The organism is Plantactinospora sp. WMMB782 (assembly GCF_049179135.1).
In the GTDB taxonomy this organism is placed as follows: domain Bacteria; phylum Actinomycetota; class Actinomycetes; order Mycobacteriales; family Micromonosporaceae; genus Plantactinospora.
Genome location: NZ_JBMHMC010000007.1, coordinates 3901323 through 3917707, shown reverse-complemented (window position 1 = coordinate 3917707; position 16385 = coordinate 3901323). Strand labels below are relative to the sequence as shown.

General features: G+C 73.3%; 12 protein-coding genes. 4 read left to right on the top strand and 8 right to left on the bottom strand.

Annotated features, from left to right (window positions below; translation table 11 throughout):
- Window positions 1–5: 5 nt before the first annotated feature.
- Genes cutA through ACN28A_RS19955 form a run of 3 tightly spaced genes read right to left on the bottom strand, consistent with a single transcriptional unit; the run spans window position 6 to window position 2240 of the window.
- On the bottom strand, window positions 6–326 hold the full coding sequence (gene cutA, locus ACN28A_RS19965) for a divalent-cation tolerance protein CutA (RefSeq protein WP_278058693.1): 321 nt from the start codon (window positions 324–326) through the stop codon (window positions 6–8).
- Between the two features lie 10 nt (window positions 327–336).
- Window positions 337–1398, bottom strand: a complete 1062-nt coding sequence (locus tag ACN28A_RS19960; protein WP_421404527.1) for a 1-acyl-sn-glycerol-3-phosphate acyltransferase — start codon at window positions 1396–1398, stop codon at window positions 337–339.
- Window positions 1399–1403: 5 nt separating this feature from the next.
- Window positions 1404–2240 (bottom strand): patatin-like phospholipase family protein, encoded by an 837-nt coding sequence (locus ACN28A_RS19955; RefSeq protein ID WP_421404525.1) that lies wholly within the window; start codon window positions 2238–2240, stop codon window positions 1404–1406.
- A 455-nt stretch (window positions 2241–2695) separates the two neighbouring features.
- Here ACN28A_RS19955 and ACN28A_RS19950 point away from each other — a divergent pair, with 455 nt between their 5' ends.
- The 4 genes from ACN28A_RS19950 (at window position 2696) to ACN28A_RS19935 (ending at window position 8592) form a co-directional block, all read left to right on the top strand.
- Window positions 2696–4654, top strand: coding sequence for a protein kinase domain-containing protein (locus ACN28A_RS19950; RefSeq protein ID WP_421397021.1), 1959 nt, complete (start codon window positions 2696–2698; stop codon window positions 4652–4654).
- 194 nt (window positions 4655–4848) lie between these two features.
- Window positions 4849–6201 carry a hemolysin family protein gene (locus ACN28A_RS19945; RefSeq protein WP_421397020.1) on the top strand — a complete coding sequence of 451 codons (1353 nt, stop codon included), beginning with the start codon at window positions 4849–4851 and terminating at the stop codon, window positions 6199–6201.
- Entirely contained in the window at window positions 6198–7232 is a 1035-nt protein-coding gene (locus ACN28A_RS19940) for a hemolysin family protein (RefSeq protein WP_421397019.1), read from the top strand. Before ACN28A_RS19945 ends, ACN28A_RS19940 begins: the two co-directional genes overlap by 4 nt.
- A gap of 322 nt (window positions 7233–7554) precedes the next feature.
- A complete protein-coding gene (locus tag ACN28A_RS19935) occupies window positions 7555–8592 on the top strand; it encodes a sporulation protein (RefSeq protein WP_421397017.1) in 1038 nt (345 codons plus the stop codon).
- 49 nt (window positions 8593–8641) lie between these two features.
- On the opposite strand, the gene ACN28A_RS19930 is transcribed toward ACN28A_RS19935, so the two are convergent.
- The 5 genes from ACN28A_RS19930 to ACN28A_RS19910 form a co-directional block, all read right to left on the bottom strand.
- Window positions 8642–9970, bottom strand: a complete 1329-nt coding sequence (locus ACN28A_RS19930) for an ABC transporter ATP-binding protein (protein ID WP_421397016.1) — start codon at window positions 9968–9970, stop codon at window positions 8642–8644.
- A gap of 270 nt (window positions 9971–10240) precedes the next feature.
- Window positions 10241–11251 carry a hypothetical protein gene (locus ACN28A_RS19925; protein ID WP_421397015.1) on the bottom strand — a complete coding sequence of 337 codons (1011 nt, stop codon included), beginning with the start codon at window positions 11249–11251 and terminating at the stop codon, window positions 10241–10243.
- A 150-nt stretch (window positions 11252–11401) separates the two neighbouring features.
- On the bottom strand, window positions 11402–11617 hold the full coding sequence (locus tag ACN28A_RS19920) for a hypothetical protein (protein ID WP_278058683.1): 216 nt from the start codon (window positions 11615–11617) through the stop codon (window positions 11402–11404).
- A 9-nt stretch (window positions 11618–11626) separates the two neighbouring features.
- On the bottom strand, window positions 11627–15049 hold the full coding sequence (locus tag ACN28A_RS19915; protein WP_421397014.1) for a cyclic nucleotide-binding protein: 3423 nt from the start codon (window positions 15047–15049) through the stop codon (window positions 11627–11629).
- Between the two features lie 155 nt (window positions 15050–15204).
- Window positions 15205–16263, bottom strand: a complete 1059-nt coding sequence (locus ACN28A_RS19910; RefSeq protein ID WP_421404523.1) for a glycosyltransferase family 4 protein — start codon at window positions 16261–16263, stop codon at window positions 15205–15207.
- Between the last annotated feature and the right edge of the window lie 122 nt (window positions 16264–16385).

Here is a 16385-nt window from a genome sequence, read left to right as displayed (position 1 = left end):
CCCGGTCAGGGACGGGTCTGCTCGTGCAGCCAGGTCGAGTAGTCCGGGTTGCCGCCCTGAACCCAGGTCACCAGCACCTCCGGCACCTCGTACGGGTGCGCCGCCCGCACCTGGTCGACCAGCGCCTCCATCCGGTCCGGGGCGGTCTTGAAGACGACGGTCCACTCCCGGGTGGTCTCCATCCGCGACTCCCACCAGTAGGTGCTGTCCACCGGGCCGGTCACCTGGGCGCACGCGGCGAGCCGGCCGGCCACCGCGGCGGCGGCGAGTACGTCGGCGACCGCCCGCGCGTCCACCACCGTGGTCACGATGCAGATCTGGTCCACGCCGCGCACCCTATGCCCGATCGGTGCCGGCCCGGTGCGTATCGACCCAGGCGTCGATCCGGGCCCACCAGTCGAAGAGCCAGTCGATCCGCTCCTGACGGTCCTTCGGCACCTCCTCCGGCGGCACCGACCAGAACCGCATCACGATCCGCTTGTCCATCGGCAGTTCCCGCCACACGTCGGCGACGGTGAGCATCCGGTCCAGCCCGGTGTGCGCGACGAAGATGACCCCTGCGTCGGGAGCGGCGTCCAGCGCGGCGATCACCCCGCCCGGCTGCGGGGCGACGACGTGCCGCATCGCCTCGGCCCGCTCCGCCATGTCGGTGAGGCCCCGGGCCCGGAGCAGATCGATGGCGCGGCGCCGCCGCTTCGGGGTGAAGTTCCCGCCCTCCGGAAAGATCACGAAGGCGTCGTTCTCGTCCAGGTTGCGGGCGAGGTGGCCGATCTGTTCGACCAGGCTCTCCCGGGGCGGCCCGGCCCGCTCGGTCGGCCCGACCCGGGTCCGCCGGCGGTGGTGCGGCGCGATGAACCGGTTGGGCAGCCGGTTGAGGAGTACGTCCACCGCCGGGTCCCACTGGAGGGTGTCCTTCAGCACGATCCTCGGTTCCCGCTTGAACCAGTTGACAAGTGCGTGGATCAGGATGAACGAGTCGCCGGGGCCGGCGTGCCGGCTGAGCACCAGCTCGGGGCGGCCGGGCAGCGCCGTGTCCGGGTCGGTGCCGACGACGTCGATGCGCAGCCGCAGTGTCCACCGGGCCTGCCAGAACAGCGCGGTGAGGAACCAGCCGGCCAGTACGTAGTGGGCGCGCTGGAAACCCGGGGACCGCTTGTGCCAGCCGAACCCCGAGCCGACCCAGAGCCCGAACATCGCCACCAGCGCGGTGGCGTCCCAGACCAGGTAGACGATCCCGACCCAGAGCACCCGCAGCGGGCGCAGATAACCGGGTACCAGCGGCGAGGCGGCCGCGGCGACGATCAGCCACACCGGCAGCGTCGTCACCACCAGCAGGGCGAGCAGCACCGTACCCGGCGCGACCACGACTCGCCGGATCCATCTCGGCGGCAGCGGCAGCGGCATCAGCCGGGGTCCAGGTGTTCGGTGAGGTACCGCCGGGACGCCGTGTACGCCCGGCTGATCCGCCGGCCCACCGCCGCCATGTCCCGGTACGCCCACGGACTGTCGTCCCGGAGGCCCAGCCCGCCGGTCGGCAGCACGTGCACGTCCACGTCGTCCGGCAGCGCCGCCATCTCCCGCGCGAACCGGTGCCGGCGGGCGATCTCGAAGGCCACCTGGGCGATCTCCCACGGCCGGCGCGGCGGGCTGAGCGGCCGTTCGATCCGGCCGACCTGGAGTACGAAGATCTGCCTGGCGCCGAGCTGCACCGCCTCGCCGATCGGGATCGAGTTGACGATCCCGCCGTCGACGAAGTGCTCGCCGTCGATCTGGGCCGGCGGCAGCAGCCCTGGCACGGCCGCCGAGGCGAGCACCGCCGGCACCAGCGGGCCGCTGCGGAACCAGTGCTCGGCGGCCCGCTCGATGCTCGCCGCACAGCACCGGAACGGCACCTTGAGGTCGGCGAAGGTGGTCTGCTCGCCGAGTTCGGCCTCCAGCAGCCGGCGCAGCGGGCGCGGCGAGTGCAGGTGGGTCCGGGCGGCGAACCGGCGCAGCTGCCGGGCGATGGAGTCGCCGTACACCTCGCTCGCCTCCGGCGAGGCCCAGAGCCGGACCAGCCGGTCGGTGACCGCCTCGGACGGGTCGGCCGCGACCAGGGCGCCGTTCACCGCCCCGATCGAGGTGCCGAGCACCAGGTCCGGATAGATGCCGGCCCGGAACAGCGCCCGCAGCATGCCCACCTCGACGGCGCCGAGCACCCCACCGCCGCCGAGCACGAACGCCACCGGACCGCTGACCATGTCGTTCATCCTGGCACGGGTCGCCCACTCCGACCCGGCGGGCCGGCCGCCGTACCGGTCCGGCGGGCCGGCATATCCCGGCCCGGCGGCCGGCCGGCGGGGCAGCGCATCGACGGGGTCCGGGCAGCGGATCGACGCCCGTTCGCGGCAGCGCATCGACAACCGTTCGCGGCAGCGCATCGACGCCCGTTGCAGGCGACGCATCGACGACCGTTCGGCGCACGGACGGTGCCGTCCGACGACACGTGACATTCGCGGCCGGCCACACCCGACATTCCGGCCGGTGGTGCCCGGCGGACGGACCGGTCGGGTCGCCCGGCGGGGATGTCACGAAAAACTGGGCTGTGTCCGGCTGCTGATCCGTCGTTGACAGGAGGTATCCAGTCACGGAGCCTGATACGACCCCCCACACGGCCTGACGCGACCCCCGACTTCCCAGGCAGGTGCGACCGACAATGGCAGCGTTGCAGGCGGGCGGCCTGCTCGCCCGCAGATACCGGCTCATCGACCGGATCGGCGCCGGCGGTATGTCGGTGATCTGGCGGGCCCGCGACGAGGTGCTCGACCGGGTGGTGGCGGTGAAGGTGCTCGCCGCCGCACTCGCCGCCGACGCGAAGTTCCGGGAGATGGTCCGGGAGGAGGCGCGAGCCGCCGCGCAGCTCGTACACCCACACGTCACCGCCGTGCACGACTACGGCGAGACCCTGGGGCCGGACGGCGGGATCACCGCGTTCGTGGTCATGGAGCTGCTGACCGGCGAGGAGCTGAAGGCCGAACTCACCGCCGGTCCGCTCCCCTGGCCGACGGCGGTCGAGATCTGCGCCCAGGTGGCCGAGGCACTGGCCGCCGCACACCGGCTCGGCATAGTGCACCGGGACATCACCCCGGCCAACATCATGATGACCGCGATCGGTGCCAAGGTGCTCGACTTCGGCATCGCCACCCAGGTCGGCGCCCCGGACGAGGACGAGGACGGCGAGACGTTCGGCACCCCGGCGTACGTCGCGCCGGAGCGGCTGGACGGTCTTCCGGCGCAACCGGCGACCGACACGTACTCGCTGGGCGTGCTGCTCTACGAGACGCTGACCGGCCGGGTGCCCTTCCCGGCCGACACCTGGGACGAGCTGACCCGGGCGCTGGCGACGGGAACGGAGCCGACGCTGACCGGCGTACCCGACCTGCCGCCGGCGGTGGCGGACGTCTGCCTGCGCTGCCTGGCCCGCGACCCGGTCGAGCGGCCGACGGCGGCCCAGGTCGGTGAGTTGCTGCGCCAGCAACTCCTGGTCGCCGACCCGCGACGCGCCATGTCGGGCCACACCCGGCCGGGGACGCTGCCGATGCCGATGCCGGCATCCGGCCCCCCGAGATCCGCGGACCGGGCATCGGCGGACCGGGCATCGGCGGACCCGACACCCGTGGGGGCGCCGCGGCCGCAGCCAGCTCCGGCGGGCCCGGAGAACGCGTCCGAAGCCCACCGACGGGACGATGCACCGGCAGGGCCGGGCGGCCGGCCGGCGGCTGCGGGTCTTCCCGCGGCTCCGGCAGCGGGTCCGGCCCCCGCGACGGGTCCGGCTCTCGCCGCAGGTCTGGCTCCGGCGACGGGTGTCGGGCTGGCTGCGGGGGCGGCGACGGGTGCGGGTGTGACGGATCCGTCGGGGCCCTCGGGATCCTCGGGCCCGTCGGCGTGGTCGGCTGCGGCGCGTGGGCCGGCGATCGCGCCACGGGATCGACCCGCGACGGACCCGGACCGGCGGGTGTCGCCGCCCGGTCAAACGCCTCCGGGACGGACCGCGCCGCCACCTGGACCGGGTCCGGAGCCGACCGCGTCGCCGTCCCGGCCGGGGCCGGAGCGGAGTGCGCCGCCGCCCCGGCCGGGCCCGGCCGGCGAGCCACCCCGGGGCGGCCGGGTCCTGCTGGTCGCCGCCGCCGTGCTGGTCGCGCTCACCGCCACCGTCGTGCTCGTCTCCACAATGGGGGACGGGCCGGAATCGCGGCCGAACACCGGACCGACGACCGCCGGACCGGATCAGGTCGAATCCCCTGCTCCGACCGGTACCCCGGCGCCGGGGGTCTCGACCGCCGGGCCACCCGCCAGCACCGCCCCGGGCCGGCAACCGGACGTCCGGGACAACCCCAACATCCCGCCGCCGCCGGTCAGCGAGGTGATGGCCCAGCTCTACCAGATCGTCGACGACGGGGTGGCGACGGACGAGATCCAGGACCACGCGGGAGTGGACCTGCGCAACCATCTCCGCAACCTGCGGGCCGACTCGGGCGGCGCAACGGCGGACCTGGCCGGCCAGGTCTCACTGCTGCGTGACAAGGTCACGGTCCGCCGGGACGAGGGTTCGATCTCACCGGAGTACGCCGAACTGCTCGACGCCGCCCTGCTCCGGCTCGCCAGGGCGGTCTGAGCGCCCAGGCGGCCGCCGAACCCGTCGTCACGAGCACGACGGCGGGCGCTGTCGGGTCGGGGCCGCTCCCAGCATTCTCCCAGCACAGGTCGGTAGGCTCGGCAGGATTATGGACGACCCTCCCTCTCATAGTCCCTGGCCCCTCTGTGCCCTGACCGCCCGTGCGGCGGCCATCGCAGGAGAGGGGCTCACCGATGCATGAGTGGGTCCTGCTGGGGATCGGGCTGGTCCTCACCGTCGGGACCGGCATGTTCGTGGCATCCGAGTTCGCGTTGGTCAATCTCGACCGAGGGGACCTGGAGGCCCGCCGGGCCCGCGGTGAGAAGCGACTGGGTCCGACCATCTCCGCCTTGAAGATCACATCCACTCACCTGTCCAGCGCCCAGCTCGGCATCTCGCTGACCACGCTGCTCACCGGCTACACCTTCGAGCCGGCCGTGAGCGCTCTGCTCGCCGGTCCGCTGCGCGGCGTCGGGGTACCGGAGTCCGTGGTGCCCGGAGTGGGTGCGGTCGCCGGCATCGGGCTGGCGACGCTCTTCTCGATGGTGATCGGTGAGCTGGTGCCGAAGAACTTCGCCCTCGCGGTGCCGCTGCGGACGGCGAAGTTCGTGGTGCCGTTCCAGTCCGCCTTCACCACCGTCCTGAAACCGCTGATCCTGCTCTTCAACAACACCGCCAACGCCGTGATCCGTGCCTTCGGGATCGAGCCCAAGGAGGAGCTGTCCGGTGCGCGCAGCGCCGAGGAACTCAGCTCGCTGCTGCGGCACTCCGCGCGGGCCGGCGTGCTCGATCCGGAGCATGCCACGCTGCTCCACCGGACTCTGCGGTTCTCCGGTCGGGACGCCTCCGACGTGATGACTCCACGGGTGCGCATGACCTCGGTCACCTCCGCCAGCACGGCCGCCGAGATCCTCGAACGGGCGAGCGCCACCGGCGTGTCCCGGTTCCCGGTGATCGGCCGCGACGCCGACGACGTCATAGGCGTCCTGCACGTCAAACACGCGTTCGCGGTACCTCTGGAGAGGCGGTCCGAGGTACTGGCGGGCGACCTCATGGTCGAGCCGATGCGGATTCCGGAGACGATGGGTCTGGACAGGTTGCTGCCGGCCCTGCGCGGCGAAGGGCTGCAGTTCGCCGTGGTCTACGACGAGCACGGCGGTACGGCGGGCATCGTCACCCTCGAGGACCTCGTCGAGGAGATCCTCGGCGAGTTGGAGGACGAGCACGACCGGGCACGGACTCGGGTACTCCGTCGTGGCCGGTCGGTAATCTTCGACGCCTCGCTCCGTCCGGACGAGTTGTTCGACCGGGCCAGGATCGTGATCCCGGAGGACGACGACTACGACACGGTCGCCGGATTCGTGACAGCGCGGCTGGAGCGTATCGCCAGAGTCGGCGACGAGGTCGCCGTCGACGGGGGCCTGCTCCGGGTCGAGCATGTCAGCGGCGTACAGGTCGACCGGCTGCGCTTCCTCCCCGCCGAGAGCGGTGCCTGCCCGGAATCGACCCGACCCGCGGTTGTCCGGGCTGAGGAGGCGGCCCGATGAGCGGGTACCTGCCGGGCATCGTCTGGCTCGTCGTCCTGCTGGTGGTCAACGCGTTCTTCGTCGGTGCGGAGTTCGCAGTCATCTCCGCGCGGCGGTCGCAGATCGAGCCCCGGGCCCAAGCCGGCAGCCGGGCGGCCCGGACCACGCTGTGGGCGATGGAGCACGCCACGCTGATGCTGGCCACCAGCCAGCTCGGCATCACCGTCTGCTCGCTGCTCATCCTGAACGTCTCCGAGCCGGCGATCCACCACCTCCTGGAGATCCCGCTCGCGAAGACCCCGCTCTCGCCCGAGTCGGTCACCGTGCTCGCGTTCGTCATCGCGCTGGTAATGGTGACGTTCCTGCACGTGGTCTTCGGCGAGATGGTGCCGAAGAACATCTCGTTCTCCGTACCGACCGGGGCGGCCCTGGTTCTCGCCCCGCCGCTGGTGTTCGTGGCCCGGCTCCTCAAGCCGGTGATCCGGAGCCTGAATGGGGTCGCGAACAGCATCCTGCGGCTGTTCCGGGTCACGCCCAAGGACGAGGCCAACAGCACCTACACGTTGGACCAGGTGGCGACCATCGTGGCCCAGTCGACCCGGGAGGGCGTGCTCGTCGACGGTTCGGGCACGTTGAGTGCGGCCTTCGAATTCACCGCGAAGACGGTCGGCGACGTGGAGGTGCCGCTCGACGACCTGGTCGTGCTGTCCGCGCGCGTGACACCGGCCGAGATCCAGTCGGCGGTCGCCGAGCACGGGTACTCCCGCTATCTCCTCAGTGACAACGGCGAACCGAGCGGGTACCTGCACATCAAGGACGTCATGGACCTCACCGGCAGCGACTACACCGCCGCCGTGCCGGCCAAGCGGGTACGCCGGCTCGCCTCGGTACGCCGTGGCGACGAACTCGAGGACGCCCTGGGCACGATGCGACGCGGCGGCTCCCATCTGGCGCGGGTACTCGACGGGGCGGGAAACACCAGCGGGGTGATCTTCCTCGAGGACATCGTCGAGGAACTCGTCGGCGAGGTCCAGGACGCAACCACGCGCTGACCGCTGATTGACCGAATTGCCGGTTCCGGTGCGGACCGCCACGACGAGGGGCCTGCGACGGACGACCTGTTCGTGCCCGAGCCTGCTCATCGGCGACGCGATTCATCCTGCGGTCGCGACTGATCTGGGCGTCCGGACCAGTCGCCCCAATCAGGATGAATCACATTCACGCCATGGCTTTGCGTAGTCGAGACACAACTTTCAGCAAGCTCTCAGACCGAATCGCTAGTCTGCTCGTCGACCGAGGGTCCAGAGTGGATTTCCGAGATCATGGCTCCGCTCGACGGACCGCGAGCGATCGTACGTCCCAGGGAGAGAGTGCGTGGTCTTCAAGAAGATGCTGGGTGCCTTCGGCGTCGGTGCGCCCGCGGTCGACACCGTCCTGTCCAACCCCAACACCCGACCCGGGCTGCCGCTCGCCGGGCAGGTGAACCTGACCGGCGGCAGCCACGATGTCGAGATCGACCACGTCTCGGTCGGACTGGTCACCCGGATCGAGATCGACGGCGCGGAAGAGGACTACGACTCCTTCGTCGAGTTCCACCAGCAGGGTGTGTCCGGCGGGCTGCACCTGCGCGAAGGCCAGCAACTCGTCCTGCCCTTCCAGATCGTCATGCCGTGGGAGACCCCCGTCACCGACCTGTACGGCCAGCGCCTGCCCGGCATGACGATGGGCCTGCGCACCGAGGTGTCGATCCGCAGCACGGCGGACAAGGGCGACCTCGACCCCGTGTACGTGTACCCGCTACCGGTGCAGGAGCGGATTCTGGAGGCTTTCGGCGCTCTCGGCTTTCCGTTCAAGGGTGCCGACCTCGAACACGGCCAGATCTACGGCCTACACCAGAGTCTGCCGTTCTACCAGGAGATCGAGTTCTTCGCCGCCCCCCAGTACGCGCACGGGATCAGCGAGGTCGAGCTGACCCTCGTCACCGACCCGCACGGCGTACACGTCGTGCTCGAGTTCGACAAGCGGGCCGGGCTGTTCACCGGCGGGCACGACTCCTACGGCCGCTACCGCATCGACCACACCGAAGCCGAGCACACCGACTGGAGCCGAGTCGTCGACGGCTGGCTGCGCGAAGCCCTCGAACAACACCACGCCCACCGGGGTAGCCTGGGCGGCCACGCCGCCGGCGGCTACCCACCACCGGGGTACGGCCACGACCACGGTTACGCCACCCCGGCCTACGGGCACCACGGCGGCGGGCACGGCCACCACGAGGAGCACCACGACCGGGGTTCGGGCATGGGCGGAGTGCTCGCCGGTGCCGCCGGTGGGGCCGCGCTCGGGTTCGGCGCCGGCATGATCGCCGACGAGGTCTTCGACTTCGGCGGCGACGAGGAAGAAGCCGAGGAGTAGTGACAGAGGGGGGCGCTGGCGCCCCCTTCCGGATGGTCACCGGATCCGGTCAGCCCAACCGGATCCGGTCCCCGGAGCTGTCGAAGAGCAGCAGTTGGTCCAGGTCGACCGCGAGCGTGACCGGCTCGCCGACCCGGGGCAGTACCGGCATCGGTACCCGGACCACCACCTCGCCGGCCTCGGCCGGGGTGTCCCGAAGCTCCGGGTCGTACACCGGATAGAAGCCGTACTCGGTGCGGGCGGTGGCCGGCGGCTGTTCCGGCCGTGAGTGCGGCATCATCCGGGCCAGCCGGTCCCGCACCGGGTGCCCGCTCGGCAGCTCGTCGGCGAGCAGGTCGGAGAGGTGCTGCCCGCTGTCCGGGTGCTCCAGGCGGGCCTGCGCGGACGAGGTCGGAACGGTGTCCGTGGTCACGTGCACCAGCGCCTCGTGACCGAGGTTCTCGACCAGCCGGACCACCCCGCGCAGCACCGGCGCCTGGCCGGACGGCTCCGGCACCGGCCTGAGCGCGTCGGCCCGCAGGGCACAGGTCACCCGCTCGGTGTGCCGTTCGCGCAGCGGGCGTACCCGGGGGTCGTCGGGGGGCAGCTCGATCAGTTGCGATCCGAGGTCGAGCAGTACGCCTCCGTCGGGTGCGTAGATGGCGGCCTGCAAGAGATTGGCCCGGGGCGTGCCGAGGAAGGCCGCCACGAAGAGGGTGTGCGGGTCCCGGTACACCTCGCCGGGCGGGCCGATCTGCTGGAGCCTCCCCCGGCGGAGCACCGCGACCCGGTCGGCCATGGTCATCGCCTCGACCTGGTCGTGCGTCACGTAGAGGGTGGTCATCTCCAGCCGCCGGGCCAGGGCGGCCAACTCGGTACGCAGTTCGGCCCGGAGCCCGGCGTCCACGTTGGAGAGTGGCTCGTCGAGCAGGAAGGCCCGGGACTCCCCGGCCATCGCCCGGGCCATCGCCACCCGCTGCCGCTGCCCGCCGGAGAGCTGCCCCGGCCGGCGGTCCAGCAGGTCGGTGATGCCGAGCTGGTCGGCGATCTCGGCGACCCGGGCGGAGGCGGCGGTCGGGGAGTCCGGGCCGAGGCTCAACGGGAAGCGGATGTTCTCGGCGACAGTCAGATGTGGATAGAGCGCGTAGTCCTGGAAGACCATCGACAGTTGGCGGTGCGGGCCCAGCCCGGCGGTCACCGGCTCGCCGTCGATGAGCACCCGTCCGCTTGTCGGTTCCTCCAGCCCGGCCACCAGCCGCAGGATCGTCGACTTGCCGCAGCCGGTCGGTCCGAGCAGGGTGACGAACTCCCCCGAGCCGACGTCGATGCTCACGTCGTCCACCGCGACGGTGCCGTCGGAGAACACCTTCGTCAGCCGGTCGGTGGCGATGCTGACCACGGCGACCACCTCCTGACGCCATCGTCCGGGGCCGGCGGGGTACGCGCCAGTCCCGTTGCGCCGGACGGCCACGCGCGGTGCGCCGGACGGCCGGACCCGGTGCGCCGGACGGCATAATGTCACGGCCCCCCGTGCTCTGCTGTCCCGGCCGCCGCACGCCTACGGCCGCCGCACGACCATTGCCAATGTACGGCCACGGCCGGTGTACGACCACGGCCGGTGCGTGGGCGCGACCGGGTGTGGGTGCGACGCTGCGCGGCCGTGGCGGGGTCAGTGGGTGCTGCCGGCCGGCGGCGGGTCGACCCGTACCGTCCGGTCCATCCAGCCGTCGCCGTCGTCGTCGTACATCCGCTTCTCGAAGAAGCCGTCCCGGTTCTTGTCGTACTCGCTGATCTCGACCAGCCCGTCGGCGTCCAGGTCGTGCCCGACGAAGTCGGTCCGCCCGTCCCGGTCGAGGTCGACCAGGATGTCCACCCCGCCGTCGGCCCGGCCCCGCAACGTGTGCCTGTCCCAGTCGCCGTCGCCGTCGACGTCGACCCGGGTCCGGTAGCCCTCCGGCACGGCCGGTTCGGCCTCCGGCGCGCCGGGAGCCTCCGCCGGGCCGGAAGGTGGTCCGGCCGGTCCGAAGCCCGCCTCGGCCGGCGTTCCCGGCTCGGGCGCGGAGCCGAACCCGACCTCGGCCGGCGGCCCGAACCCCGGTCCGGGCGCCGATCCGAACCCGGACTCGGCGCCGGCCAGCGCGGCGGCGAGGCCGTCGTCCGGGTCCGCCAGCGCGCCGGCCAGGCCGCCCGCCGGCTGCGCCAGCGCCCCGTCGGTGGCCGCCCCGATCTCCCGGCCGATTTCGTCACCGAGCCCGCTCAGCCCGCCCGCCGGTACGCCGGCGGCGCCCGGTCCGACCGGCGCCGCGCAGCCCGTGGGCACCCCTCCGGCCGTGAGGGACGCGTTCGCCGTGGGCAGCCCTCCGGCCGTCGGCAGCGCGTTCGCCGTGGGCAGCCCTCCGGCCGTGGGCAGCGCGTTCGCCGTGGGGATCTCGCCGGGGGTGGGCAGCGCGCCGGCCAGCCCGGCGAGCGGGCTGAACATGCCGAACAGGCTCGACTGGTTGGCCCGGGTCTCGACGCCGTGCTGACCGCCACCGCTGCCGCCGACCTGGAGCTGGAGCAGCGCCAGCTCGTCGGGGTCGAGCCGGTAGCCGGCCAGGGTGTGCACCGGATCGGCGGCGAGGGCGGCGGCGAACGCCGGATCGCCTACCAACCGTTCGAGTACGTCGTCGAAGTCACTCACGTGTCGCCTCCTCGCACCCGCCGGGGCGTCCCCAGGCTATCCGGGCACCGCCAGCCGGGACATCGGCCCGACGGACCGGACGGCGGCCTCTGCGACGAGCGAGGAAGGACGACGGGGTTCCCGAACGCGACCGACGGCCTGCGGACGGGCTCAGTCCAGTTCCGGCATCGGCACCGGCTGCGGCCGTGGCCGGCAGGTGCCGCACTGGAGGGCATCCTCCACCACCAGCGCCTCGGCCCGGCCGCGCGTCTCGGAGCGGTGCACCTGCAACAGGTACGGGCCGAACCGGGCATGGTCCTCGCAGAGGCCGCGCCCGCAGAACCGGCACCCGCCCCGGGCCGCCTTCGGACAGAACCAACAGAGCACTGCGTCTCCTCACCTGATGGTCACCTGGGTGCAGCCGGCCACCGTGATCGGACTGCCCGCCAGGGTGGACTCGGCCTTCTGGCTGTCCGTCGCGGTGACCCAGACGTTGAGCGTGCCGCCCCGGTTGTCCTGCCCGGGGTACGGCACCGGCCCGACGGTGCCGTAGTAGGCGCCGTCCGGGGACATCCGGGCCGAGCCGCTGGCGAAGCCGCTCCAGTGCACGGTCACCACCAGGGACTGGCCGGCGTCCCGGTCGTCCGAGACGTTCACCACCGCCGTCGTGGTGGTCGGATGCTCGGTGCAGCCGCCGCTCGCGGTCTGCTGGCTCAGTGTGCCGCCCGGATCGCGCTGCCAGGTGATCACCGGTGGCCGGTTGGCCGGCGGGGTGGTCGGGGCGGCGCTGGTGGGCGGGGGTGTGGTGCGCGGCGGGGTCCTCGGCGGGCCGGTGGTCGGGGCGGTTCCCGGGGTGCTGGACGTGCCGGTCGGGGTGCTGCCCGGGGTGGTCGGGGTCGGCCCGGGAGTGCCGGGGGTCGCGCTCACCGACGCCGTCGGGGTCGGCACCGGCAGGCCGGCCGTCGGATCCGGCTCGTCCGGGGTGTGGGTCGGGGACGAGCCGGTACCGTCCGGCGCCGTGCCGCCACCGCAGCCCAGCGGGCGGCGCTGTTCCGGCTGGCGTACTCCGGTGACCCGCACCTCGCCGGTGGAGACCTCGATGCCCCGGGTCCAGGCGGCGTACCGGGCCGCTCCCCGGTTGCCGATCCCGCCGCCGGTCCGGTCCACGAGCAGCGCCAGTGGCTCGAAGGCGCCGCTCGGGCTCCCGGTGTCGGCGATCATCCGGCCGGTGTCCAGGGTCAGCCGGCCGTGCGGGGTGACGGTCCGGCCCCCGTCGCTCCACAGTGGTCCGAGCACGGCCCGGGAGCCGGCGCAGAACGTCACCGTCGCACCGCCCCGGAAGGTCAGTACGGCACGGGACCGGGCCGGTAGCCGGATCTGGTCACCCTCGGAGACGTAGCTCCGCTCCCCCTCGGCCAGCAGCAGGTTCCGGCCGTCCACCGTCGTGTCGACAGGTCCCGCCTCGGCGCTGAGCAGTGCCCGGTCGGCGGGCATCTCCGCCCAGGCCGGGCCGGGGACCAGGTTGGCCGCCGTGCTGAGCAGGGCCAGCAGCAGCAGGAGCAGCACCAGCCACCAGAGCCGGCGCTCGAAACGACGGTCGACGTCGGGGTCCGCCTGCGGCGGAGGCGGTCCGGGCGGGGCGGCCAGCGGCGGATAGCCGCCGTCGGGGTGCACGCCGACCCGGGGCGCGCTGCCCGGCGTGCCGCCGCCGGGCGGAGCGGCCGGCGTCGCGCCGCCCGAGGTGGCGAAGAGCAGCGGCAGGCCGGTGACGGCCGGCAGCGCCCAGACCCGGACCGGCGTACGCGCCGTCGCCACCGTACCCGGTTCGCCCTCTCCGGCCGGGCCGATCAGGGTGCCCCGGCGCAACTGGGTGCCGTCCGGCAGCTCGATCACCCCGGACTCCACCACCACCGCGTCGTTCGGCCCGGCGAGCACGATCGGGTCACCGGCGGCGACCGACGAGACCAGGGCGCCGGAGACCAGCCCCATCCGGTCCTCGGCGCTGAGCCCGCGCAGCGCCGGAGCCTCGGCGAAGAGCCGCTCGGCGGCGGCCCGTTCGCTGGGCGGCGGGCCGGGCAGCGGGCCGACCCCGACGACCACCGCCGGTGCCGGCACCCCCAGCAGCAGGGTTCCGGCGGTGTGCCAGTCGAGGGTGGCCGGGGTGCCGGTGAGCGCGTTGGCCAGCCCGACCACCCCGCCGGGGCCGAGCCGTTGCCGGACCAGCCCGCCCGGGTCGCCCGGCTGCCGGCCCTCCATCGCGCCGTCGACCACCACGAAGACCGTCGACTGCGCGGCACCGGCGAAGACCAGTTGCTGACCTGTGCGCGGACGTACCCAGTGGGCCCGCCGGGCCAGCTCGGCCAGGGTCGCCTCGGGCAGCCGACCCAGCGGCGAGTTGCGCAGCGCGTCCAGCCGGCGGGGCAGGTCCAGTTGCTGTCGCCGCTCCGCCCAGCGGGCACGCAGCCGCCGGAACCGCCGGGCGAGCCAGCCGGCGACCAGGTAGACCAGCGGGGCGGCCAGCCCGGCGACGACCGCCACCAGCAGCAGCCGGGCCGGCCAGCCGGAACGCCACAGCCCGAGTACCAGCCCGGCGACCCGGTCGGTCCAGATCCGCCAGCCGAGGTTGACCGCGACGACCACCCAGAGCAGGGCCAGGGTGCCGTACAGGGCGACGATCCGGCCCTCCCGGTCCAGTTGCGCCCAGCCCGGTGGGCGGCGGCGCAGCCGGGCCAGCAGCCAGGCGAGGCCGCGGGCACGCAGGTTGGGGATCTCCAACCAGTCCATCAGCAGGTAGTAGCCGTCGAGGGCGAGGAACGGGTTCAGGTTGAACAGGGCGTTGAGGTACCAGGCGAAAGCGAGCTTGAACGTCCACGGCGCCGCCTCCGGCACCAGTACGCCGACGAGTTGGGCGAGACCGGCCAGCACCAGTCCGGCCGCCGGACCCGCCGCCGTGGTCAGCATCCGGGCCCGGCGACCGGCCATCCAGACGTCTGTGGTGTCGACGAAGACCGACGGGATGCCGAAGTAGACCAGGAACCCGGCGGCCGGTACCCGCCGACCGGCGTGCTTGGTGGCGAGCGCGTGCCCCAGCTCGTGACAGGCCAGCGCGAGTACGTTCAGCCCGAGCAGCACCGCCGCGCCGGCCGCGTACGAGCCGTCGGTGAGGAAGAGGGACTGGCTGCCGGCCCACCACGTCCAGCCGAAGAGCAGCAGCCCGGCCAGGGCCACCGCGCCGAGCAGCCCGGCGGCGACCCGGGTGAAGAGCAGCCGTCCGCCGGCCCGGTAGACCCGCTCGACCAGCGGGTCCACGTCGGCCACCACCGTGCGCTGCCCCCTGGCGGCGGCGAGCAGCCCCCGGCCGAGCCGCACCGGCCAGGGTCGCCGGTGCACCCGGTCCAGTGGCCGGAACGCGTCCACCGGCAACTCGGCGAGCATCCGGTTGCCGGCCAGGTCCGCGACGACCCGGGTCACCTGCTCCGGGGCGAGCCGGCCGGCGATCCGGGCGAACTCGGCGACCAGCCGGGCGACCGTACGGGTGCCGTCCATCAGCTCGGCGAGCCGCCACTCCTCCGGCGACAGCCGCAGGTAGCAGGCGTTGCCCCCGGAGTCCGGCGAGCGGAGCATCACGTACGGCACGCCGCGCACCGAGACCAGTTCGGCGCGCTCGATGCCGGGACGGAGCACCGGGCGGGCCCGCGCCGGATTCAGCCGTTCGACGACGGCGGTCCACAGTCCACGGTCGGCCGGCCCGACCGGCCTGCCCGGGGCACGACCGGCCAGAGCCTCCCAGACGCTCACCCGGCTCTCGACGACCGCCACCGACCCCTGCCCCTCCGCGTCCTGCCGCGGGATGCAGAGTAAGGCGTCGATCCCACCCTGACGCCCGCGCGTCCACTACCCGACAGGGAGCGTGGCTGACGTCGTACCCGAAATCAAGCGGTGGCCGCGACCGACGCGGTCCGGGCCCGGCGGTCTCACCAGGCGACGGTCGGTGCCGACGCCGGCCGGACCGGGTTCCCGGGTGCCGGCGCGAGCACGGACCGGTAGACCCGCTCGTAGTCGTCGGCCATCCGCTCGGCGGAGAACTCCCGGCGCACGTGCGCCGCGCAGGCCGCCGGGTCCAGCCCGGAAACCTCGCGCAGCGCCGGCCCCAGCTCGGCCGGATCGTCGCAGATCAGGCCGGTCTCGCCGTGCCGGACCAGCTCCGGCACGGCACCCCGGTCCAGCGCCACCACCGGGGTACCGCTGGCCATCGCCTCCACCATCACCATGCCGAACGGCTCCTCCCAGCGGATCGGCATGATCAGGCAGCGGGCGGCGAGCATCAGCCGGACCGTGGCGTCCCGGTCCGGGTTGCGCAGCACGGTCACGTCGGGGCCGAGCATCGGCTCGACGACCTGTTCGAGATAGCGGCGCTCGGACCGCTCGTCGCACTTGCCGGCCAGCACCAGCGGCAGACCGGCCGCCCGGCACGCCTCGATGGCCAGGTCCGGGCCCTTGTCGGCGTCGAACCGGGCCAGCCAGAGCACCGGGCCCATCCCCGGCGACGACTTCGTCACCAGGTTGCCGGTCGAGATTCCGTTGTGCACGGTGGCGACCCAGGGCAGTTCGGGGGCCAGTCTGCGCTGGGTGTGCGAGATGGCGACCAGCCCGACCTTCGGGTCGACGTCGGCGAGCACCTCCCGCAGCTCCCCGGTCGGCTTGCCGTGCACCGTGCTGACGGTCGGCACCGCCCGGTCGGCGACGTACGGGCCGGCGGTGGTGTGGTCGTGCACGATGTCGAACGACTCCGGCGTGATCATCCGGTTGACCCGGGACAGGTGGGCCAGCTCCGGCAGCGTCTCGCCCAGCCGGGAGTGCTGCAACTCCCCGACGGTGGCGACGAAGTGCGCTGCGGTGCCCGTACCGCTGCCCGCGCCGAAGAGGGTCACCTGGTGTCCCTTGGCCACCAGGGCGTCGACCAGGGCCGAGCAGACCTGTTCCAGCCCGCCGTAGCCGGGCGGCGGCAGCTCGTACCAGGGCGGGACGATCATCGCGATGCGCAGCGGGCGTTCCGGCCGCGCCCGATCGGACGGGTCCTGCGCCCGCTCGGACGGGTCCTCAGCCACGGGCTTCGACGGGTCGTCGGTCACGCCAGCGGTCCTCCCCTCGGAGT

Bases quoted from the DNA above. Each gene is read 5' to 3' on its own strand.
- ACN28A_RS19955 (WP_421404525.1), bottom strand. From the start codon at position 2,240: ATGGTCAGCGGTCCGGTGGCGTTCGTGCTCGGCGGCGGTGGGGTGCTC.
- ACN28A_RS19910 (WP_421404523.1), bottom strand. From the start codon at position 16,263: ATGATCGTCCCGCCCTGGTACGAGCTGCCGCCGCCCGGCTACGGCGGG.
- ACN28A_RS19950 (WP_421397021.1), top strand. From the start codon at position 2,696: ATGGCAGCGTTGCAGGCGGGCGGCCTGCTCGCCCGCAGATACCGGCTC.
- ACN28A_RS19945 (WP_421397020.1), top strand. From the start codon at position 4,849: ATGCATGAGTGGGTCCTGCTGGGGATCGGGCTGGTCCTCACCGTCGGG.
- ACN28A_RS19940 (WP_421397019.1), top strand. From the start codon at position 6,198: ATGAGCGGGTACCTGCCGGGCATCGTCTGGCTCGTCGTCCTGCTGGTG.